Origin of the sequence: Sphingobacterium siyangense (genome assembly GCF_023277505.1) — a bacterium.
GTDB classification, from domain to species: Bacteria; Bacteroidota; Bacteroidia; order Sphingobacteriales; family Sphingobacteriaceae; genus Sphingobacterium; species Sphingobacterium siyangense.
The window spans coordinates 3,398,342-3,421,049 of sequence record NZ_CP080574.1; the positions used below are offsets into that span (position 1 = coordinate 3,398,342).

The window sequence follows — 22,708 nt, forward strand, 5'->3', positions numbered from 1 at the left end:
CCAATAAATCTTATATACACGAAAGCGCCCAATAGGTAATCTCTTACGTATTGGGCGCATCTTATAAAATTGAAAAACTAGTCTTTAGGTTCAAGGGCTTTCCATACCCCTGCTGCTACAGCTGCCCCTACTAATGGTGCTACAATAAAGAGCCAAAGCTGCGATAAAGCCTGACCGCCAGCCAGAATCGCTGGCCCAAATGAACGAGCAGGATTAACCGAGGTACCTGTTACAGGAATAGCAACCAAATGGATCAAAAGAAGCGTAAAGCCGATTGCAAGCCCAGCCATTGTGCTGTTTCCTACCTTCGAAGTTGTTGCCAATATCACAAACAGAAAAATGAAGGTTAACACGGCTTCAATCAAAAAGGCGGAAGCAGTACCATACTCGTTTTGATATCCTTTACCCCAACCGTTTGAGCCATACGCCCAGTCTCCTGCCGTAAATCCGGCCAATTGCCCACTTAAAATCTGCTGAAGGACAAATGCCCCCAAAAGTGCACCAATAAACTGAGCAACAATATAGACAACCGCATCCTTGGCAGACATTCTACCTGCCAATAACACACCAACGGTCACCGCAGGATTGATATGACAGCCTGAAATTCCACCGATCGCGTACGCAAATACCACCACCGAAAGACCGAATGCGACAGCAATACCCAAAAGACCAAGACCAGAAAGCCCAGCTGTGGTATTGGCTCCTGCAATAGCGGCCGCACCGCAACCAAAAAGTACCAAACCAAATGTTCCAATTAGTTCGGCGATAAATTTTGAAGATGTTTTAATTTCCATATGAATCTGTTTATAACTTAGTTAACTCTAATTTAATCATTTTCCGTATAAAATTATACTGCTCAATAAATTATTGTAGAACAATATCCACACCGCTTTAAAACCAACGTTAATAAGCTTTTCTATATTAATTTAACCAGATTTCATCACAGGCTATAAGAGGCTTTCGCTTAGGATGATACCGCCATTCGGGTAGTTTTGCCAAAGGTGCAGCATAAACTCGGATCACTTTAACACTGTCATTTAATAATACTTGATAAGGTATCTTGTCCAAGGTGTAATCCTCCTCAACGGATTCAAGCTTACTGAGAAATACATCTTGGAAATCTTTTCCATTCTTAGATACCGAAATTCGAATTTCTTTTGGTGGAAATATCCAATGTCGCGCATCCTTTAGAAAATTAAGCGCTATGGTATCTATTCGCCTTTCCTTTTCAAAATCAAAAGTAATATCCATCGGCTCCCCGTTCCATAGCAACCAATTATAGCTATAATCCATATAGCCCGGCACACTATCTGTAAGTGTTTTTAGCCCATTGGCAGGGAAAGAAGGATCAAATGGATATCTCAACTTAATATTTGCTTCAGAGGCCTTATTTGCTCTAACGCCGGCTTTGAATATTTCAGACCACTCCTTTGCATAACTATCGGGTGATGCGCCACCTTCGGCAAGCTCTATAACGCCCAATTTTTTTGCATCTTCAACAAATTGTGTTACTTTACGACCTACCTTTGGTCTCACACCCCAACGCTCCCCCTCTTGTTCAAATATGCCATGTTGATGCGGTCCATAGAATCTTGCTTGTTGCAAATAGGTATAATCCAACCCAAGTCCAATACGCCTGACACGGGATTCCAATAAAGGATTACCTTCACTGGCTATTTCCGCTTTTTCTAATAATGTACTATATTTATCCATGGCCTCTGGACTTAAAAAGTCATGTCTATTATCGATCGGGTTTCCGTAAATAGATAAAGCTGATGAAGGCCCAGGCAAGTGATTTCTTCGTTCAGCAAGGTATGCTTTAATAAAGGGTGCAGCCTTGCCGTAATAACCCTCGATAAACTCGTTGGTTAGCTGTTCTTCTGAAAGCGTCGTATCCCAGGCGAGGTTAGCCAATATATAGGCATTTAGCTCTGCCATATCGCTATAAGTCGCTCCTCCACCTTGCAAAAAGACCCCTTCGACACCTTGCGTTTTCAAATATTGTAGACTTTCCTGCATGGTTCCTTGGATCGGAAATGGCGCAAGATAATTGGTGAACTGTGTCAGATAATCCCATACAAATACATGCTTGGCTTTAGCTTTCCAAGCTCCTAATTGTCTACGAAAAGTTGCTGCTGATGGTTCGCTTCCAATGTCATTTTTTCTAAAAGCATCGATATTACTTAATATAACAGAAACATTATCGGCAACCCTGAGGTGTGTTGGGGCGTTTGCTGATTCTAAATACGCCAGTGTTGTAATTTTTTTTTCGGGAAATTGTGCGGCCACTCTATTCACAAAGTGAATCAGTGAGCCTTGCGCTCCACCTTCCCGCTTATCAATAGCCTGACAACGATCGCAAGTACAGCTTCCGATATCGTCATTGGCCGCGATAGACCAATAAGTAGCTGTGGGATTTTCGCTTATCCTACGCTTGAAATAAGCTACTGTAAGATTAAAAACGTCCTCGTTAGATAGACAAAGTTGAATAGGTTGGTGTTTTCCATCATAAAGGGAGTAATACTCCGGATGTTCTTTAAAATAAACTGATGGCGGCAATATTTTACTGAAAGTGTGCCCCCAATCTCCCCAGCGTTCTTCCAAATTATGTAAACCATACCAATCCATATACTCCTGATCTAATTCAACAGGGAAATAAACCTCTCTAAACTCAAAATTTGGTTTGGAATAAATCTTAAGATCTGAATCCACTGCCAGGAATGTCAATTTTGGAACATATGTATTTTCTTTACCTACATACCACTTTCGTCCGCCAATAATATCCCTGACATAACGATATGCCGCAAATAGCACACCTTTACCACTTCCCTTGAGATAAATATTCTTTCCTACAGCTTGTATGGAATAACTGTCTTCGGGAAACGTATTAGTTATTGAGCTTTTTTCCAAAATAATGGCATGTGTGACTTCGCCTTTAGCTTGTATTGCAAAATTTACGCCTGTACTTTCTTTTGTAAAAGTGTTTATCACTGCAACCGCTTTTTGTAAAACAGGATCATTTGCATCCGCTTGAATGACATAATCCGTTCTCCCTTGATCAACCAATGTAATTCTTTCTTTACCCTGAACTATCGTTACCATTGACAATAGACATAACATAAACTTCCACATCATATTAAAAATATTTCCTTAATGATAGATTTAGGTCATACTGATTCATAAATCTATTTTCAGCAACTTTGTAACAGCTCCAACCGCCCATGAGTGTAAAACCCCAGTTGTCTATACGATGTTACCAGCCAGCGTTAATTGATCGTGATCCCCCCTAAATAGACCAGCCCTCACCTTCGAAAAAGGATCGAATGAAATGGATTATATGTTCAATTTTACTAAGCATGACCTATTCTTAATCGTACTCGAGATATAAGTTCTGACGGAGAGATAGGCTTTTTAATATAATCATTGGCTCCGACTTCAAAGCCTTCCACAATACTATTATCATCACGGTAACCAGAAATAATAATAACAGGTACCTGATTATTCGTATCGCTTTTCCGAATGCGATTGATTATTTCGTAACCATTAGCAAAAGGTAATGCCAGATCTGTTATGACCAAATCAATGGTTTCGTCAGAAACCAACGAGAGCGCTTCCTTGCCAGATTTAGCAAGTAATAGGTCATAGCCCTCCCTTACAAGAACAAATTGCATTGTGCTTAATAGAATCTCATTATCTTCGATAACAAGAATTCTCTTTTTTTCGTTCCCCATAGCGGTAAAATTTTAGTTTTTCACGGTGACACAAAGTTTCAAAAAAAAAAGAGAATTCGTTGTAGATTAACCACTACAACTCCGTTTAAATAATTTAAACAAAGATTTTAGTTATTAGTTTTAATTAAAATGACCGTATGTTGACAGGAGGCGGACGCTATTATATTATTAAACAACTAAACTAGTATGCAAATTTTCAACTTCTCGGATTAACGTTTGCATAATATCTGTTGTCGAAAGTTCACTGTAAGAATGGATCGATTGTCCGGCCCAAATATTTACAAAATCGACATTTTTATTGGCTTTGGCTACTTTTCGTAATTCCCCGGTGAGTTTATTTTGATAGGGATATGGTAAGATATATTGCGACTTGTCCAAAGCTTCAATAAATGTATTCTTTATACCTCTGGCATAGCGCCCTGAAAAACTCCTTGTCAAGACAATATCTGATTCCTTAACATGAGAAAGACGCGCTTTCTCAAAGTCCAGTAGTGCGCTTTCTTTAGATTTGAGCAATAAACTACCAATCTGAAAACCACTGGCACCTAATAGCTTTGCAGAATGGATCGTGCTTGCATTATATAATCCACCCGCATAAATAAGCGGCACGTTTACATGCTCTTTCACTTGTGGTAGCAGAGAAAATCCGCCAATCTCAGGAACAGGTGCCTCCTGAAAACTTCCGCGATGTCCCCCAGCTTCTAATCCCTGTACACAGATCACATCAATACCAGCTTCTTCCAAAGCAATTGCTTCTGCCACTGAAGTGCATGTACCAATAATCATCACATCATTGTCTTTCAATCGTTTTATACTTTGTGCATCCAGATTTCCAAAAGTAAAACTCACAACTTTACACTGATGGCTTATGATCGCGTCAATTTGTTCCCTGTAATCTGTAATATGGATGCTATCGAGCTCCGGTAAAGCTACTTCTAAACCATGTTGCAGGGCTAACTGTTCCACAAAAACCTTTGTTTCATTATATGCCAGCCTCAAATTCAGTGAAACTTCAGGAACATGATTTACAAAAATATTGACTGCAAAAGGCTTCATTACATATGCAGCGGTTGAACGAATAAGCTCACTACAGCGTTCTGCTGGTAAATCACCCAACGATAACGACCCGAGCGCTCCAGCACGCGATGCTGCAATGACCATTTCTGGTGTGGTAACACCAAACATGGGGGCCTGGATAATCGGATAATCAATACCTATTAATTGTGTAATTTGATTTGACCATTTCATATCGGAAGTAATTAATATCCTTAAGATTCAACTAAAATAGCTTTCATGTGATTGTTCTAATTTAAGCTATTTTAAAACAAATTATACTATAATACTAGAAAATCATCCTGCATTGCGGTACCAAATAAGCGATTTATACCGTATATTTATACTATAGTATTAAGTAACAAACAATTTTATGAAAATCGCTTTCTTTTCGACAAAACCATACGACAAATTATTCTTTGAGCAAGAAAACAGCACCTATGGCTTTCAGTTCAATTTTTATGAAACGCATTTAGGTCCACACATTGTTAATGCTATTGAAGATGAGAAGGTAGTCTGCGCATTTGTCAATGATAAACTCAACCGGCAAGTTATTGAAGTACTTGCTCAAAAAGGTGTTGAACTGATCGCCTTACGCTGCGCTGGCTTTAATAACGTTGATCTGGAAGCTGCCAGGGAATTTGGGATAAAAGTTTGTCGGGTGCCCGCCTATTCCCCTGAAGCCGTAGCTGAACACACCATGGCCATGTTATTGACATTGAATCGTAAAACACATAAAGCCTATAATCGCGTGCGGGAGCAAAATTTTGCATTGAATGGACTTTTGGGATTTAATCTCCACCAGAAAAAAATTGGCGTTATTGGTACTGGAAAAATTGGAAAGGCTTTTATCAAAATCGCATTGGGATTTGGGGCAAATGTAATTGCCTATGATTTATACCCAGACCAGCAGCTTACAGCACAAGGTGTTAATTACAGATCGTTGGATGAAGTCTTCAAAGAATCAGATATTATTTCTCTTCATTGCCCACTTACTCCCGAGAACCACTATCTCATTAATAAGGAGTCATTGGAAAAGATGAAAGATGGGGTAACAATTATTAATACAAGCAGAGGCAATCTAATCAATACCAATGATGCTATTAAAGCGCTTAAAGAGCGAAAAATTGGCTTATTAGGTATTGACGTTTATGAACAAGAGGAAAAGTTGTTTTTTAAAGACTTATCGACAACAATTATTGAAGATGAAACAATACAATTATTGATGAGCTATCCGAATGTTTTGGTTACGGCGCACCAAGCTTTTTTTACAACAGAAGCATTAACAGAAATTTCTCAAAGAACGCTTCGGAGCATCTCCGACCTATCAACCAAAGGGATCACTGACGCAGAAGTCTTGCTATAGCAAGACTAAGTACCAAATTTAGTTCGGATAAAACAATGAAAAACCATGTTTTGAAAGGATTCCTCTTGGCAATCGGGGCGGCTATTCTTTGGGGTGTATCGGGTACTTTTGGCCAATTTCTTTTTCAAAAAAGGGCAGTTAACGTAGAATGGCTTATTACGGTAAGAATGCTTGTGACAGGCATTGTATTATTGCTTTTGGCGGGAATGCACAAGAAAAATGAGATTTGGCAGATTTGGCGTCATCGTAAAGATAGTTTAGCACTTCTTCTATTCAGTATTTTTGGTGTATTAGCCGTCCAATATACTTATTTTGCCGCCATAAATTATTCCAACGCTGCTACCGCAACTGTGCTACAATATACAGGTCCGGTCCTGATCGCAATCTATATGGCGTTGAACAAGAGAAAATTCCCTTCGAAAGTTGCCTGCCTGGCCATACTTTTAGCTATACTGGGCACATTTCTTTTAGTCACACATGGGAATTTTGGTTCCCTGTCGATTTCTCCTCTCGCATTATTTTTTGGTTTGATGTCAGCTGTTACGCTTGCTTTTTATACACTACAACCAATCCACTTGTTAAACAAGTATAATGCGGCAATAGTTATCGGTTGGGGAATGCTATTGGGAGGTCTCGTTTTTTGCTTTGTCAAACCTCCTTGGGAAATTGATGGAATCTGGGATATATATACCTATAGCTACACTGCTTTTATTGTTGTCTTCGGCACACTAATCCCTTTTTATGCTTATCTAACAGCAGTTAAGCTTATTGGTGGACAAAAGACAAGTCTTCTAGCTTCTGCCGAACCCTTATCGGCGGCCCTATTAGCTGTCTTGTGGTTAAATACACCATTTAGAGAAACAGACTGGATCGGCACTTTTTGTATTATCGGTACAATAGTCTTATTGGGCATCACCAAAAATGAGGAGCGAAAAAGGATAAGCTAAATGCCTATCCCCTTTCGCGCTTGTAATCTGACCACCACTCATCAAGTCTTTCAATGACGGGTAGTAAAGTTTTACCTAATTCGCTGAGTTTATATTCCACGCGTGGTGGAGATTCAGCGTAAATCTGTCTACATAAAATACCATCGCGTTCGAGCTCACGGAGCTGAACAGTCAATGTCGTTTGTGCCAGATCTTCCATTTCCCGTCGTAGCTCACCAAATCTTTTGGGGCATTGTTTAGCAACAGCCTTAATGAGCGAAACTTTCCATTTTCCACCTATTATCTTAAAAATTCCATTGACATCACAGCAGGCGCCAAAATTTTCACTTTTTTTTTCATTCATAATCACCTCATACTGACCATTAGTTCATAAAAACATACCAAGTACATAATTTATAACTACTTGATTGTAGAAAATATCCAAGCTATTTTTAACCATAAAATTATTAAAAACTTTCTATATGCGCTTTCAAATTAAAGATTTAATTCATATTTTCCTCCTTTCAACTGGTATATTTCTATTTGTCATAGATCTCTTTATTATTAATGTTTCCCTTCCCACAATTCAACATGGACTACATCTACGAGACAGTGATACGCAATGGATTATAATACTTTATATTATTGGGTATGCAAGTCTTCTAATCAATGCTGGGAATGCCGGAAATCATTATGGAAAGAAGAAATTATATTTAATTGGGATGGCTTGTTTTACTGTAGCCTCCCTTTTATGTGGCTTAGCCAATAATCTTTACATTTTATTGGCCGGAAGATTGATCCAGGGGATTAGCTCTGGACTTATGGTTCCACAGGGCATCGCATTGATCACCTTACTTTTTGAAAATCCCGAGAAGCGGTCGATGGCTTTGGGCATCTATGGAAGTATAGCAGGTATTGCCTCAGTAATAGGTCAATTGTTAGGCGGAATTCTGCCGGATCAGACGTGGTTACATGAAAGTTGGCGACTTATTTTTTTGATCAATGTTCCCATTGGGGTACTTGCCTGCTTTGCTGTCTATCGCTATACATTCAATGATCAAGTTACTGGAAAATCTAAGATCTCTTTTATCCCTATGATAACGTTGTTTATCCTTTTAATGGGAATAATTTTTCCTTTAATCATGGGACCTGAGTTGAAATGGCCATTCTGGTCATTACTGCTATTGGGAGCAGCAATTGTTCTCGTCCTGTTGTTTCTAAAAAAACAACGTAAATTAGAACAAACGGGCCGTTCTAGTCTACTCAATTTCTCCTTATTTAATAATCGGGTTTTCAATTTAGGCCTTCTAGCGGCTTTAGCCTATTATATGGTCCAAGATGCTTATTTTATTATTAACTCCAATTACCTTCAAAATCAAAAGAATTATACGGCAACAATGACAGGAATTGCGTTTGTTTTTCAGGGTATTGGTTACGTATTGGCAAGTGTTATTGTCAGCAAGTTAATACAGCGCCACGGAAAGATCATTGTCCTATATGGATTAGGAATAATGATTTTGGGTTTGCTGTCTCATCTTTTCGTTTTCAATACGATGATCATAGATAGCAACCAAATACACGCGCTCTTCTTTTTTTATGGTATTGGCTGCGGTAGTGTACTGCCGGCATTAATGACACTTGCATTAAAAGACCTTAACGAAAAACTAATCTCCGTAGGATCCGCCATCTATCTTACTGTACAACAGTTATCTATATGCTTGGGAATCGCTTTTATTGTCGGTATATTCCTCCATCGGAAAGAGACTAAATTTCTTATTTTGCAGAACATCTCATCTGCCTATGGCTACTCGATCGTACTATCGGTCATATTACTCTTATTTGTCGTATGTACAATAGCTTATTTACCCTCAAAAAAAGTAAAATAGCAGGTAATTCGTTCATGATTTCGCTGGGTCTATCATACTTTCTCTCAGGATTAATGTAGCTAATTTGCTGCTTCATACTTGTCTACTAAAGCGTAGTCGTAAGGAATACGGATGCTCAGCGGGCTGGCTTCCCATAAGTCTGAACCGCTGGGCAAATAGAAATCATAGGCATTACGCAGGAAATTCTCCCCATTGGGAGCTTCTTGCCAGTTTTTCTTCTCCCTATTGTAAAGTAATATCATACAACTCACGCAGGTGCCCTTATCTTTCATGGTCGAATTTTCATAACACTTCCCTATTTTTACAGTTAATTTTTGCTGAATAATAACATCAGTCAACCGCCCATTTGTAAGGTGAATTAGAGCGATCTGTGCATCGTCATCTGTTGGTGAATGTTTTGCTGCTTTCAATTGATCGAACTGAGCCCGATATATTCGCGCTATTTCAGCCTGCCTCACATCCAATGGTAAGAGATTTGTATCTACGGGATGGAGGTCTTCAACATCACCCGCCCGGGTAACACCAGCACTTAATACAATATTTTGTTTGGATGTATCAGTATCAGCGGCAGCTGAGCCTTCATTTTTATCGAATAGCTGCGTAAGTTCTGAAATATGATGCCCTATTTGATTAAAACCCACAACGTAATTTAAGATAACGAAAGCCAACAGGGCAAGGACTGAAAAGATAAAAAGTGCCTTCCAAATACTAGTTCGCCCACGCTCATTTGTTTCTACTTCCAAAAAAGAAGATCCTTTGTGATCTGCTTCTTGAGAATCGCCGCGATGTTCAACAAGATCATAATCAGCCAAAAACAGGTCTTTACCATCAAAAAGATCAATATGGTCTTCTTTAAACATCTCTACAATATCCCGAGCAGTTTTATACTTTACATTTGCCTGGATGGCAATCAGGTCAATAGCAGCATTTACATCACCCTGTTTAATGAATTCACGAATAGTATCTTTATCAATTTCGATCGTATTGACGAGAATATTTTTGGTCATATCTTTTAATTTTCTATGAATTAGAATGCTTTGCTACCTACGCAAAGTAAAAGCATTCTACTTCAAAAATGAGATTAATAAATGAGAGATCAATGAAAATTTCTTCCCCCATGAAAAATATCCGCAGCATGATCTCCGTCTGTGGTCAGATCTTTTAACAAACCTGACATATCAAAGCATCGTTGCGCTATTACATGAATAACTTCACCTTCAACTTGGATTTTACCCGCAACCATAAGGAGTTTTGCCCGAAGGATTTCTTTACGATATTTTTCAAATACATTACTCCAAACGACAATATTTGAAAAACCAGTATCATCTTCAATAGTGATAAATAAAACACCTTTGGAGGTTCCTGGTCGTTGTCTAACAGTAATCAACCCGCATACTTTCACAGGCATATCATTTTGTATCAAGCCCAATTTTGCTGTGGGCACTACATGGAGAAGATCGAGCTTTCCGCGCAAGAAACTTACTGGATGTGCTTTAATGGATAGCGAGGTCCTTGCGTAATCAGCCACAACATGCTGGCTTTTTGTTAGCAATGGTAATTCAATTTGCCCCTCCATGATACTTTCAGATGCTTGGCCTTCAAATAATGCAATCGGCCGATCACCCAATGCTGTAATTTCCCAAAGCGCTTGCCGACGATCAATACCTAATGATGTAAAGGCATCTGCATCAGCCAATTTCTCCAACGCAATAAGAGATAGTCCAACATCCATCATACCAGTAATGGATGAATAGGCAGACTGCCGACCTTGAGTCAACACAACGGCCTCTTCCCTTGAAAATCCTTTGATCTGACGTAAACCCAATCGAAGAGCATGTGGTTTTCCAATTTCTCCCTCTAAAGTATTGTCCCATGAAGAATGATTGATATCAATAGAACGTACTTTTACGCCATGTTTCTGTGCATCAATAACAATTTGAGCAGGTTGATAAAAGCCCATGGGCTGACTATTGAGTAAGGATGCCGCAAAAATATCGGGGTAGTAATACTTAAGCCATGAGGACACATACACCAGTAAGGCAAAAGACGCTGCGTGACTCTCTGGAAAACCGTAACTCCCAAAACCTTCCAATTGCTTAAAAACTCTATTGGCAAATTCTTCCGTATAGTTTTTCTTTACCATACCATCGACCATTTTTTTGTGAAAAGCAGATACCTGTCCTTTTGCTTTGAATGTAGCCATGCTACGCCGCAATTCGTCGGCTTCCGCAGGAGTAAATCCGGCAGCGACTATGGCAATTTCCATGGCCTGCTCCTGAAAGAGAGGAACCCCCAAGGTTTTTTCAAGAATGGTTTGGATCTCAGTGCTGGGATAATCAACATCCTCTTCTTTATTCCGACGGCGCAAATAGGGATGCACCATATCGCCTTGTATCGGTCCAGGCCGAACGATAGCTACTTCAATGACCAGATCATAAAACTCTCGTGGTTTTAATCGCGGCAACATCGACATCTGGGCCCGGCTTTCGATCTGGAATACACCTAGAGTATCTGCATGGCAGATCATATCGTAAACCTTTGGATCGTCTTCTGCCCCAATATCAGCCAGGGTAAGCTCTTTTCCATAATGCTTTTTAGCGAGATCAAAAGCTTTGCGAATACAGGTCAACATCCCCAAAGCAAGTACATCAACTTTTAGAAAGCCGAGTGCTTCAAGATCATCTTTATTCCACTCGAGATTTGTCCGATTATCCATGCGGGCATTTATTAAAGGACAAAGCTCATGCAAATTACCTTGCGTAATAACAAATCCGCCTGTATGCTGCCCTAATTGACGTGGAAAGCCAATATACTGATGTGTCAATTCGAGAACTTTTCGCAAATGTTGGTCTTCAGGATTAAAGCCCTGTTCAACCAAACGTTCCAAATTGATATAATCGTCCCAATGGCTACTCACAACCCCTGCTAAACGCCCTACAGCATCCATGGAAAGTCCCATGGCCTTGCCAACATCACGTATAGCCCCTTTGGAGCGTACCTGTGTGACAGTTGCTACGATAGCAGCACGATTGCGGCCATATTTCTCATAAATATACTGGATGACTTCCTCACGGCGCTCATGTTCAAAGTCGACGTCTATATCTGGTGGTTCATCGCGTGCATCGGACATAAATCGCGCAAACAAAAGCCTGTATTTTGACGGGTCAACAGAAGTAATACCTAAGCAGTAACATACGGTTGAATTTGCTGCAGATCCACGCCCTTGGCATAAAATTCCCTTTTCCTTCGCAAATCGAACATAATCATACACCGTCAAAAAATAAGAAGCATAATTTTTCCGTTCGATAAAATCAAGTTCCATTTGAATCGTTTCGCGAATTGCATCCGGGATATCTCCGTTAAATCGTTTACTGGCACCTTCCCAAGTTAAATAACTTAATTCTTCCTGTGTAGTCCGACCATGAGATGATAATTCATCTGGATAGATATATTTCAAATCATCTAAGGAAAAACGACAAGCATTGGCAATTTTTACACTCTGTTCTACAGCTTCAGGGTACAACCTAAACAAGCGTTCAACTTCAGTTATTGATTTTAGATAGCGCTCTGCATTGGGATATAAATTAAATCCAGCCGTATGTATTGTGCATTTTTCACGAATACAGGTTAAAATATCCTGCAATTCACGCCTTTCAGGTACATGATAATATACATCACCAAGTACAACAAGCGGGATAGCCAGGTGTTCGCCCAACTGATTTATTCTAAACAATAATTTAGCATCATCACCACGATAGAGTTTTTTTATTCCTAGATTAAGACACCCCTGTAGACGCTGTTGACATTCCTGTACAAACGCTATAAATGACTGCTCAAGCTCAAAACCGACCACTAGTTTTTCAGGTGGACAAATAATGAATACAATCCCCTCAGCATATTGAAACACATCATTTTTGTACAATTCGCATCTTCCTTTTTCCGTCCTTAGATTTCCAACAGTTAACAATGTTGAAAGCCGTCCGTAAGCCTCTTTATCTGTGGGGTATGCCAATAAGCTTGGCCCATCCTGTAAATCTAGACGACAAGCAGGAATCAGTCGTATACCGGCTTTTTTTGCAGCCATATGTGCACGGACGATTCCAGCAAGGCTATTGCGGTCAGTTACTGCAACGGAATTATACCCCAATCGGGCCGCTTGCTCGATCAGTTCTTCCGGATGAGAAGCACCTTCGAGAAAACTAAAATTACTTGTTATCTGTAATTCACAATATACCATACACTAACCTTATGCAAAAAAACCATGTATAAACCATTGATCTGCCTGTCCGTCATAATGCCCGGCGCGATATAGCCAAAAGCGCCGACCTTGCAGATCTTCCACGGCATAGTAATCCCGATGTTCACCAGGATCAATCCACCATTCGCGTTCAATACGTTCGGGGCCATCTGCTTTCCTTATAGTATAGGTATCTCCCTTATAACGGAACAGTATGGGTGGATAGTCGGGTATGGGTGCTGTGACTATAATACGTTCAGGGATCTTCAATAGTCGTGTTGGACGTGGCCTTGCAGTTTGCCAGTCAACAGCTGCAACCTCATCCATTTTAGCCGCTATTTTCATGGATCGTTCCGGCCAGTAGTGCGCAGATGGCACATAGCGTGAAATCTCACAATTGGCGTCCCTACTTTTCAAGCGATCTAAAAGTTCGGTAACCGTCGGGTTTTTGAGACCAATTCTATTGTTCCAAAGATTTTCCTGAACTGGATCTGCCGTCTCAACTTTGGATACGCCCAAGGTAAATAATTCAATTCCCAATGCCGGTTCAATTTGCGGAATCTTTAGGACAAATAATTGAAGGATATGTTTAACCTGAGCAGTAGCACGATTAGTCTCAATAGTAATGGTCTCTATTTTTCCATCCACGCGATGACAATTCAATTCGGCTGCACGTAATCCTTTACCCTCCCCCGACAAACGCTTACACAACTTGTTTAATAAATCTTCCAAAGCCAGTTCAATACCATTTGCTGTACAGATAGGCTCCAAACAAGGTAAACGCTCTTCATACGGTAAGATGGGTTTTATAGAAATAACAAATTCATCTTCCAATCCCATGGCCTGGTCCAGTCGGAGCAGTAAACTATCGCCAAACCTTCTACGCAACACTGAACGTGGCATTTTTGAAAAACTTCCGATTGACCGTAATCCAAGCGATTGTAAGCGCTTCAATTGAACATCTTCCAGTCGTAATGCAGCAGGACTTAATGGAAGAAGCGTTTCCGACTGCGCCTGTTCATTTATAATGATATCTTCGTGTCCAAAATGCGCTACCGCCCATGCGGCCCCAATGGTATCAGCAATCCCCATACGTACATCATAACCATGTTGTCTAAATTTCGAGACAATACTTGTTAAGTAGGCCGCCTCCCCGCCCCAAAGATGAGCACAACCACTAATATCCAGGATGATACCGTCGGGCGTATCTAATGCAACCTGTGGTGTGTACCTGATGCACCACTCTGCTATCGAATGGAGTAACTTTTCGGCCAATCCAGCTTGCTCATTGATTATTTTAAGTGATGGAATAAATGCCCGTGCATCCGCTATGGCCATACCTGAATGCACCCCCGCTTGCTCCGCTAATAAGTTACTCCCACTGACGATTAATCTTCCTTGAGCGGCGATGGACAATACAAAGGGAATATTTTGCAAATGTGGTTTGCAAACAGTGAGCCAATCTGTTTTCAGATGAGGAAACCAAAGTGAGGCAAATCTTTTTTTCATGACTAGCCAAGATTTTGGTAGTTATAATTCCAGTCTTTTACCTGTATCTCCTTTTTAGAAAATGTTTTAAATCCTTGTGGAGACCAGGTTATTTGCTCTTTGGCTGGACTTCCATTCCTTACCTTGAGGAGCTCTACATCCCAACAGGGATAGCCAATACCAGGTAATCCATCATCCGATTGACTAGGTAAAGAAGTGACTTTCCAACGTGCCGCACAACTCGTCGCCAACAAGATCTTTGGGTTATGTTGAAGTATAAACCCTGTAACCCGACTTTTTTCTACGGCAAGTTGAAGGCGCCTCGACTGAACAAAATCCAGCTGATGTATTTCGGCCAGCACGGCTGTTATGCCCTGACATTTCAACGCTTCTTCCATCGCCCATAACACATCCTTCTCCCGTTTCATAGAAACAAAAACAATCGATGCTGGATCGACTCCAAATGATCTGATTGCCGCTGGAAATACTGTTTGAATGGAGCCTATCCAAATACAAATCCCATCAGCTTGCATTAGTTTTCCAAGAAGACCACCAATAAACCCACAGGATGCAGCACTATCCATGCGGTTAAAGCTCACAAACTCGTGTATTACCCCTTTAGGAAAAACGCCATTCGGAAAAGCTTTCTCCAATGGCCCCAAACCCATCGTGCTTGCATCATTTGACCTTTGAGGTACCCCTTGCCAGGCAAGCAAGTCCTTTTTAAGTTTGCTGATCAAAGCCTGTTTATCTTCTAACATCATAGCCCCTCGTATTTAATATTACATACAAATATAATACTAATTATTTTAGCAATAAAAGAGAATACTACATTTTTTAGTAAAAACAACAAAACTTAGAACCGTAGAGCCTTTGTTACTTCAAGCCTTATATTTCATTCAAGAATTGCTGGATAACATCTTTTTTTCTTGTCGCAACAGGAATCATTTTACCATCGGACATTTCTATCTGGCCATCCTTGAAATATTTTTTTATATAGTTTGCATTGATTAAATAAGATTGATGACAACGAATAAATTCGGATTCAGGAAGCATAGTTTCAAAATGTTTGAGGACTTTCGAAACCATCATCGGTTTATTGTCTTTAATATAAAATGTGGTATACCCCTTATCTCCATGGCAATAAAGAATATCATCGATATTCACAATCTGAGTGTATTCAAATGTACGTAGTGCTATTTTCTTTGGTCTAACTGGTGACTTCAGATAGCTTTCGGCCATACTTAATTGCATGCTATTGAATCTAAACTCTGTATTTTTCTTATAGCATTTTTCAATAGCCTCTATAAATTGTTCCGGAACCAAAGGCTTTAATAAATAGGCAATAGCGCCTATATTAAGGGCTTCTATAGCATATTGGTTAAATGCGGTTATAAAGATTGTATTTATGTCCAATTTCAGCTCGGAGAGGAAGGATAAGCTTGATCCATCTTTCAATTGAATATCAGCTAAAATAAGATCTGGATTAGATACAAGTAACTCACGTTCTGCTTGGGCGATTGATGGACTATAACCAACGATCTGGACATAAGGAATAGCATCCAATAAAGACTTAATGTACAAATAGATATTATACTCATCTTCAAGAATATAAACTTTCATAATTTCACGTATTTAATTAAAATATAAAACGAGTGGGATATAGAGTTCTACGCGATATCCACTTTTATCTTCTCTATAATTGGGCTTTATTTCAATCCTTGCTTTTTGATGAGGATCATTAAACAAAAGCTCAAGGCGCTCTTTCGTGATAACTTGTGAAAGAGAGGTCTTGTGTGCATTATTTTTCTGATAAGATTGCATTCCCCAGCCATTGTCACTGATAACAATATGCAATTGATCTGCTTCCTGATTAAAAAGAATTTGCAATTGTCCACGATAATTCAAATTTTTGAAAGCATGTTCAATAGCGTTTTCGACAAAAGGCTGAATCAACATAGGAGGAATCATGACATCATCAACATCCAAGTTACCGCTCTCAATTTCAAAATCAAATACATCTTGATAGCGCATCTGCTGTAAAAGTATATAATTCTTTAATGATTTAATTTCTTGATCCAAAGAAATATACTCTTCCCTATTTAATTCGAGTATATCGCGAATTTGACGGGACAATAAGATGAGGTACTGATTTGCCTTTGCTTTTTGCTCACTACTGATCAAACCTTGCAAATTAGCTATAGCATTATAAATAAAATGGGGATTAAGCTGGTTTTGTCGCGTCTTCTGCTCTAAAATTAATTGTCTATTTTCGGCAACTATACGCTGATTAATATTTTTCAATAGCTTTTGTTTATTCCGGTAATAAATGAAGAACGCAATGCTAAAGATTAGTGCAAATAAAATAACAAAAATCCAGCGCTGTTGGACCATAATCTTATGGTTGAATGCATTTGTTGTTTTTAAAAGCTTAATCGCCTGATCCTTTTTTTCAGTTTCATATCGTGTATTGATCTCATTGATACGTTCATTTTCAATACTTTTTGTGCTATTTTTATAATCCTGATAGGCCGAATCCAAGGTAAAATAAGCCCGTTCATAATCTCCTTTTAATGCGTGTGCTACTTGTAGATTCTGGTAATAGAATAATTTATTTTGCTTGCCTTTATGTGTTTTGATAAACTGCAATCCAGCATTAAAATAATAGATCGCCGAGTCAACTTGATGATTATTCAAAAAATTTTTTGCCAAATTCGCATACGCATAGGCATTGAGTGCCTTGCTTGAAGATAAATAATTAAAATATTTTTGGGATGCCTCTACCGCTTTTCGACTATTCCCTATGCTAAAGAAATACTGTGCCTGTAAATTATACATGCGCATAATGATAGCAGAATCCGCCGTTTTATTAGCGTAATATTTGCAGCTATCCAGTGTTGCTTTTAGCTTCTCAAAATCATGCAATTCAATATACTGCATAAATTTGATCTCCTGATACGCTTGCGCAACATGGGCATCGGATCTATTGGGATGATAATGATACCATGACTCGTTATCTTTGAGCGCCTGGTTATAGTCAGCTCGACGATAATTTGCATTAGCCAATAAATTGAAAAAAAGAAAGCTAAACCTACTCTTATTTTCTAACGCATATTCTTTAGCATCGATAATTTGTTCCATGATGCCAATAGTAGTCACATCATTAAAACTAAAATTAGCCCTTATTTTAAAGTAATCCTTCAGAACAAGCAAATCCGGAGGCAGTTTTCTCCCTTCAAGGTTTTTCAGCGCGATTTCTATTGAATCTATGTTATCGTCCAACAAATAGTTGTACGCCAAAAAAATCCAATTATAACCAGAATTATTAAAATACTTATCCTGAGCAAACTCCGCTATCTTCTTTGCTATAATAGATTGATCCCTAAAATCTTGTAAAGCGAGAAATTTTAATAACGTATCCTGATAGGTTAAATCAAGTGAGTTATCTTCGATATGCGTATTATTTTTAGACGCCTGTTGGCCACTTTGATGACAAGAGAGTAACTGTGCCATGAGCACGAGAGATAAAAAACAAAAAGTAAATCTTGTCAAATTTCGTATCATCAGAATATAACTATCTGTTTAAATTTACATGAAAGTGCCTATATTTTTCCATAACCTCGTTCATTAACTATGATAAGCTTTCACCGGATGTAAACAGCTATTAAAGAAATATGCAAGATGCTGTCCATATCATGTTATCAATTGTCGAATATCGGAATATTATCAAAAAAACAAGATATACTTTCAAAAGTATTTAACCCGGCTGATACTTATGCTAATATTCTTCTCCAATAAAAACACCGGTCGCAATTATGGAACTCGGCTATAGTTAATTTCCTTTTACTCCCCACAAACATACAAATTGGTCAAACAACGAAAACTTCATATTTAATAATCGCAGTATATGAATCAATATTTGCATCAATAAAGAGAATTTCGTGTTTTCTCATCAAAATGTGTAACGAAATATCCCTACCGCATACCTATATTATGGAGCATCACGCTAAAACGTCATATGGTAAATAATCTAATCTTAACTTACATAAACTGGAATATAGATAGTGACATCTTTGTTATTCCAATTATTGAACACCCTATTCGCTGGTACGGACTATTTTGGTTATTGGGCATTGTATTATGCTATAAGATACTAGGTTCATTATTTAAGAAAGCAGGTCGGCCAACCGAGTTCTTAGATCAGCTAACCATTTATATCGTTTTAGGTACTGTTATTGGTGCTAGATTGGGGCACGTATTGTTTTACGACCCCAGTTATTACCTGGATCATCCCTTAAAAATAATGGCCATTTGGGAAGGTGGGCTGGCAAGCCATGGCGGAGGTATAGGTATCCTGATTGCGATCTATTTATTTGCAAAAAAACAGCAGCTTCCTTTTCTTTGGGTTGCAGATCGGGTTGCTTTGGTCGTCCCTATAGCAGGGGCTTGCATTCGCCTGGGCAACTTAATGAACTCTGAAATGATTGGCACCGCAAGTAGTTTACCTTGGGCCTTTGTGTTTACCCATATCGATACGATACCCCGGCATCCGGCACAGCTTTATGAAGCATTATTTTGTCTCCTATTATTCGTATGGTTATATCGTTTGTGGAAAGAAAAAGAGCTTCAACGTAACAATGGAAACTATTTCGCCTTGCTGTTGGTTTTGCTGTTTTCGTTCCGGTTTTTGGATGAGTTTTTGAAAATCAATCAAGAGCATTTTGAAGACTCCCTATTCATCAATATGGGACAGCTACTTAGCATACCATTTATTATTATTGGAGCTAGTCTATTTATTTTCAACCGTTTTCAAGAAAGAATACCAAAATTAAAGTAACGGGATGCGCAATACTTCCAAAAATCATCACCGATGACATGGCCACCAGGAACAGAAATTTTATCATGATTTTTTTAATAAGCCATGTTGAAAAGCATATTTTACTAATTCCGCAGTGTTCTTCACCCTTGTTTTATCAATCAAGTTCTGCCGATACCCTTCAACAGTACGCTTACTCAAAAAGATTTTATCTGCAATTTCTAGATTTGTAAACCCGTCTGCGATCAATTCCAATACGTCTAGCTCACGTTCGCTTATTTCCAAATCTAGGATAGTATTCGAGCCAGCATCCGTATAAACTTGACCCGAAGAAACTTGTTCAAGTAAGGCTAAGCTAATTTCTTCACTCATATACCGCCCGCCCTCAGCGACATGCTTTAATCCAAAAAGTAATTCATTATAACCTACATTTTTCAACAGGTAGCCTGAAAGACCATGTTCAAACCCTTCAACCACATAATGAATTTGACTAAGCATGGATAATATCACAACTTTGACCAGCGGATATTTTTGACTGATGATTTTTAAGAGCTCCATCCCGTCCATATGCTCCATACTTATATCAGTTAAGACAATATCGGGAGCTAGACCATTCGCCAATTTAGACAGGGCTTCCGTACCTTCAGATGCCTCGCCTATCACCGCAAATTCTCCATCGGATTCTAAAAGTAGTTTAATACCATTCCGTACGACCATGTGATCTTCAACCAATAGTATTTTAACCTTATTCATCTTCTTTAGCATTTAAATATAAACGTTCAATTCTATTTTCTTCCAACCATATACCACAATGATGGTGTATTGTATTTTCCGATTTGGAATAAAAAAGAAACAGACTGCATAAACAAAATAAAGATACGAATTTCTATTCACTGTACTATTGATCTCATGACTCCATATTAAACAGCCTCCGCGATGACTAACAGATCAGAAAGTAGGTATTGCTAATGACCGACAACTGCTATCATTTATCGATAAAGAGAAAACTTATGAGAAAAGGAACAATATTTGTACGCTATTAAATCAAGCTATACATGATGTCGCTTTAATCAACGCTTAATTTTTGATATGTTATGATTTGTTCAGATAAAGATATTTTAGCCGTTCTCTCCTCTTCATTGGATGCTTGCGCAATTTATGATAGCGCAGATCTCCGTATTTCCTATGCAAGCACTAACATGTTAAAATTGTGGAATTGTGATCACAGCGCGATTGGGCAATATCTTGAGAATTGTCTTCAACAAGAAGAATTAACGCCATATATCCCTCTCTTGAAAAACGTTTGGGGAAATGAAAATACACAGCTGATCGACAAGATAAAGATTAAACTCAAAAGCGAACAACAGTCTTCACTCCGATATACGCACACGTTTGAATATCATCCGCTCATCAATGAAAAGGGTGAAATTTATGGCATATTTAATCAAATTAGGCTGCTACCTGAAAATGAAGACAACCATCCACTTACACAAGAAAAAAATACCATTGAACGAAAACTGCTACAAGATTTATTAACTCAAAAATATACAGTAGCAGGAAATCACTACAAAATCCCCACGAATAATTACACCTTATCACCTAAACATACCGAAGATCTCAATGAAAAACTCAAGGGGGCACTAAAGAAAATCATAGAGAGTGAAGAACATTACCATTTTGCATTACAGTCGGCCGAGATGGGAACATGGAACTTAAATTGCAAAAATTACCTAGTCAATTGGGATGAACGGACTCGAGAACTCTTTGGTTTTGCGAAAGGTGAATATGTTCCATACAATGAGGTCCTCAAATATATTCATCCAGAAGATAGGAATAGAATCGATCAAGAAGTCAAAAAATCACTGACTTTTCAAAACAAAGGTGTATATGACGTACAATTTAGAACCATTGGAGCACAAGATCTTCAATTACGGTGGTTGCACTGTAAAGGAAGAGTATACTTTGACCAAGACCAACAGCCCGAATGGTTTGCAGGCACCGCTATAGATATTACCACCCCGCATCAAGAACATGAAAAACTTGAAGCAATTAATCAACTTATCGCCAAAAGAGATCAACAGTTCAGAATGATCGTTGAAGCCGCCGGTATTGGTATCTTTTCTATTGACATAGAAACCAAGAAAATGGAACTCAATGATCGCTGCCGTGAATTATTTGGCTTCCACCAGCATGACAACATAAAAGAAGCTGACTTTTTCGCCCAAATTCTACCTCAGTATAGAAATATCATTCAGCATGTTTTTCAGGAAGTAACACGCAAGCAATCGCCTTTCGATTGTCAATATGAGATAAAAGATAAAAAAACGGGTAAGATAAAATGGTTAAGGTCAATAGGCGGAAGTCAATTGGAATCGGATACAACAAGACACATGATCTATGGCGCCATAATAGACAACACCAATGACAAGGAAGAAGAAAGGAAAAAGCTCGATTTTATTAGTATCGCAAGTCATGAACTCAAAACACCTTTGACCTCACTCATTGCCTATATCCAATTACTACAAGCCAAAGAAGGTACATTGAGCAGCGAAAAGCGCATGCAATATCTCCACCAATCGAATGAGCAAGCAACGCGTATGCGCGGCTTAATCGACGGCTTTCTAAATGTTACTCAACTAAATGAGGGTAAGTTAGTACTTCGCAAAAAGACATTTAACGTTTGTTCTTTACTCGATTATATTCAAAATATCTATTCTTTAAAATCTGTAAAGCACTTCATTCATTATTCAGGAGCAATAGATTCGAATTTGGAGATTATCGCCGATCGTGATAAAATCGAACAAGTGTTAATCAACTTCATGAATAATGCTATTAAATATTCGCCCAGTAATTCAACAATTACCATGCATGTGGCGATACATTCAGGTTATTTTGAAGTCGAGATCAAAGACCAAGGAAAAGGCATCAATCATAAGGATCAAAAACAAATATTCAATAAATTCTATCGTGTAAATGACGATGCGGATCGTTATGCATCGGGATTTGGCATAGGACTGTTTATTTGCAAAGAAATTATTCAAAAACATCAAGGAGAAATTGGTGTCGACAGCCAGATCGGCCAAGGATCAACCTTTTGGTTTAAAATTCCGGTCAGTGTATAAATAACAGCGCTAATTACCACCGATAAAATTTTCGACGAAAAGAAAGCAACAGTTGCGAATCAAATCACAACTGTTGCTGAAAT

The 22,708-nt window shown here is 38.7% G+C and carries 17 protein-coding genes; 5 read left to right on the plus strand and 12 right to left on the minus strand.

Annotated elements, in window-relative coordinates; all coding sequences use genetic code 11:
- Positions 1-77 precede the first annotated feature (77 nt).
- From K2F45_RS13985 to K2F45_RS14000, 4 genes are all read right to left on the minus strand, one after another.
- The gene (locus K2F45_RS13985; RefSeq protein WP_075992721.1) at positions 78-794 is read right to left on the minus strand and encodes an MIP family channel protein; all 717 of its coding nucleotides are present in this window, start codon (positions 792-794) and stop codon (positions 78-80) included.
- 127 nt (positions 795-921) lie between these two features.
- On the minus strand, positions 922-3,102 hold the full coding sequence (locus K2F45_RS13990; RefSeq protein WP_075992722.1) for a DUF4838 domain-containing protein: 2,181 nt from the start codon (positions 3,100-3,102) through the stop codon (positions 922-924).
- Positions 3,103-3,350: 248 nt separating this feature from the next.
- Positions 3,351-3,731, minus strand: coding sequence for a response regulator (locus tag K2F45_RS13995; protein ID WP_075992723.1), 381 nt, complete (start codon positions 3,729-3,731; stop codon positions 3,351-3,353).
- A 168-nt stretch (positions 3,732-3,899) separates the two neighbouring features.
- Positions 3,900-4,979: an NAD(P)H-dependent flavin oxidoreductase gene (locus K2F45_RS14000; protein ID WP_120334319.1), complete on the minus strand. Its 1,080-nt coding sequence runs from the start codon at positions 4,977-4,979 to the stop codon at positions 3,900-3,902.
- Positions 4,980-5,157: 178 nt separating this feature from the next.
- Between K2F45_RS14000 and K2F45_RS14005 the strand changes: the two genes are divergently transcribed.
- Both K2F45_RS14005 and K2F45_RS14010 read left to right on the plus strand, forming a co-directional pair.
- Complete coding sequence (locus K2F45_RS14005) at positions 5,158-6,150, plus strand: 2-hydroxyacid dehydrogenase (RefSeq protein ID WP_120334318.1); 993 nt, start codon at positions 5,158-5,160, stop codon at positions 6,148-6,150.
- A gap of 35 nt (positions 6,151-6,185) precedes the next feature.
- A complete protein-coding gene (locus tag K2F45_RS14010) occupies positions 6,186-7,097 on the plus strand; it encodes an EamA family transporter (protein WP_120334317.1) in 912 nt (303 codons plus the stop codon).
- 4 nt (positions 7,098-7,101) lie between these two features.
- Here the strand turns inward: K2F45_RS14010 and K2F45_RS14015 are convergent, their stop codons facing one another.
- Positions 7,102-7,440 carry a winged helix-turn-helix transcriptional regulator gene (locus K2F45_RS14015; RefSeq protein WP_088161659.1) on the minus strand — a complete coding sequence of 113 codons (339 nt, stop codon included), beginning with the start codon at positions 7,438-7,440 and terminating at the stop codon, positions 7,102-7,104.
- A gap of 118 nt (positions 7,441-7,558) precedes the next feature.
- On the opposite strand from K2F45_RS14015, the gene K2F45_RS14020 reads away from it, so the two are divergent.
- Positions 7,559-8,962 (plus strand): MFS transporter, encoded by a 1,404-nt coding sequence (locus K2F45_RS14020; RefSeq protein WP_248931732.1) that lies wholly within the window; start codon positions 7,559-7,561, stop codon positions 8,960-8,962.
- Positions 8,963-9,021: 59 nt separating this feature from the next.
- Here K2F45_RS14020 and K2F45_RS14025 read toward each other — a convergent pair whose 3' ends face one another.
- The 6 genes from K2F45_RS14025 to K2F45_RS14050 all read right to left on the minus strand — a co-directional run bounded on the left by K2F45_RS14025 (position 9,022) and on the right by K2F45_RS14050 (position 18,200).
- Positions 9,022-9,969, minus strand: a complete 948-nt coding sequence (locus tag K2F45_RS14025) for a hypothetical protein (RefSeq protein ID WP_075992728.1) — start codon at positions 9,967-9,969, stop codon at positions 9,022-9,024.
- An 89-nt stretch (positions 9,970-10,058) separates the two neighbouring features.
- Positions 10,059-13,199, minus strand: coding sequence for an error-prone DNA polymerase (locus K2F45_RS14030; protein ID WP_075992729.1), 3,141 nt, complete (start codon positions 13,197-13,199; stop codon positions 10,059-10,061).
- 9 nt (positions 13,200-13,208) lie between these two features.
- On the minus strand, positions 13,209-14,708 hold the full coding sequence (locus tag K2F45_RS14035; protein WP_075992730.1) for a Y-family DNA polymerase: 1,500 nt from the start codon (positions 14,706-14,708) through the stop codon (positions 13,209-13,211).
- Positions 14,709-14,710: 2 nt separating this feature from the next.
- On the minus strand, positions 14,711-15,451 hold the full coding sequence (locus tag K2F45_RS14040) for an ImuA family protein (protein WP_157626106.1): 741 nt from the start codon (positions 15,449-15,451) through the stop codon (positions 14,711-14,713).
- A gap of 124 nt (positions 15,452-15,575) precedes the next feature.
- Positions 15,576-16,310, minus strand: a complete 735-nt coding sequence (locus K2F45_RS14045; protein ID WP_075992732.1) for a LytR/AlgR family response regulator transcription factor — start codon at positions 16,308-16,310, stop codon at positions 15,576-15,578.
- 12 nt (positions 16,311-16,322) lie between these two features.
- Positions 16,323-18,200, minus strand: coding sequence for a sensor histidine kinase (locus tag K2F45_RS14050; protein WP_248931733.1), 1,878 nt, complete (start codon positions 18,198-18,200; stop codon positions 16,323-16,325).
- Between the two features lie 505 nt (positions 18,201-18,705).
- On the opposite strand from K2F45_RS14050, the gene lgt reads away from it, so the two are divergent.
- Positions 18,706-19,524, plus strand: a complete 819-nt coding sequence (lgt, locus tag K2F45_RS14055) for a prolipoprotein diacylglyceryl transferase (RefSeq protein ID WP_075992735.1) — start codon at positions 18,706-18,708, stop codon at positions 19,522-19,524.
- 63 nt (positions 19,525-19,587) lie between these two features.
- On the opposite strand, the gene K2F45_RS14060 is transcribed toward lgt, so the two are convergent.
- Positions 19,588-20,256: a response regulator gene (locus tag K2F45_RS14060; protein WP_075992736.1), complete on the minus strand. Its 669-nt coding sequence runs from the start codon at positions 20,254-20,256 to the stop codon at positions 19,588-19,590.
- 341 nt (positions 20,257-20,597) lie between these two features.
- On the opposite strand from K2F45_RS14060, the gene K2F45_RS14065 reads away from it, so the two are divergent.
- On the plus strand, positions 20,598-22,625 hold the full coding sequence (locus K2F45_RS14065) for a PAS domain-containing sensor histidine kinase (protein WP_248931734.1): 2,028 nt from the start codon (positions 20,598-20,600) through the stop codon (positions 22,623-22,625).
- The last annotated feature ends 83 nt before the right edge of the window (positions 22,626-22,708 follow it).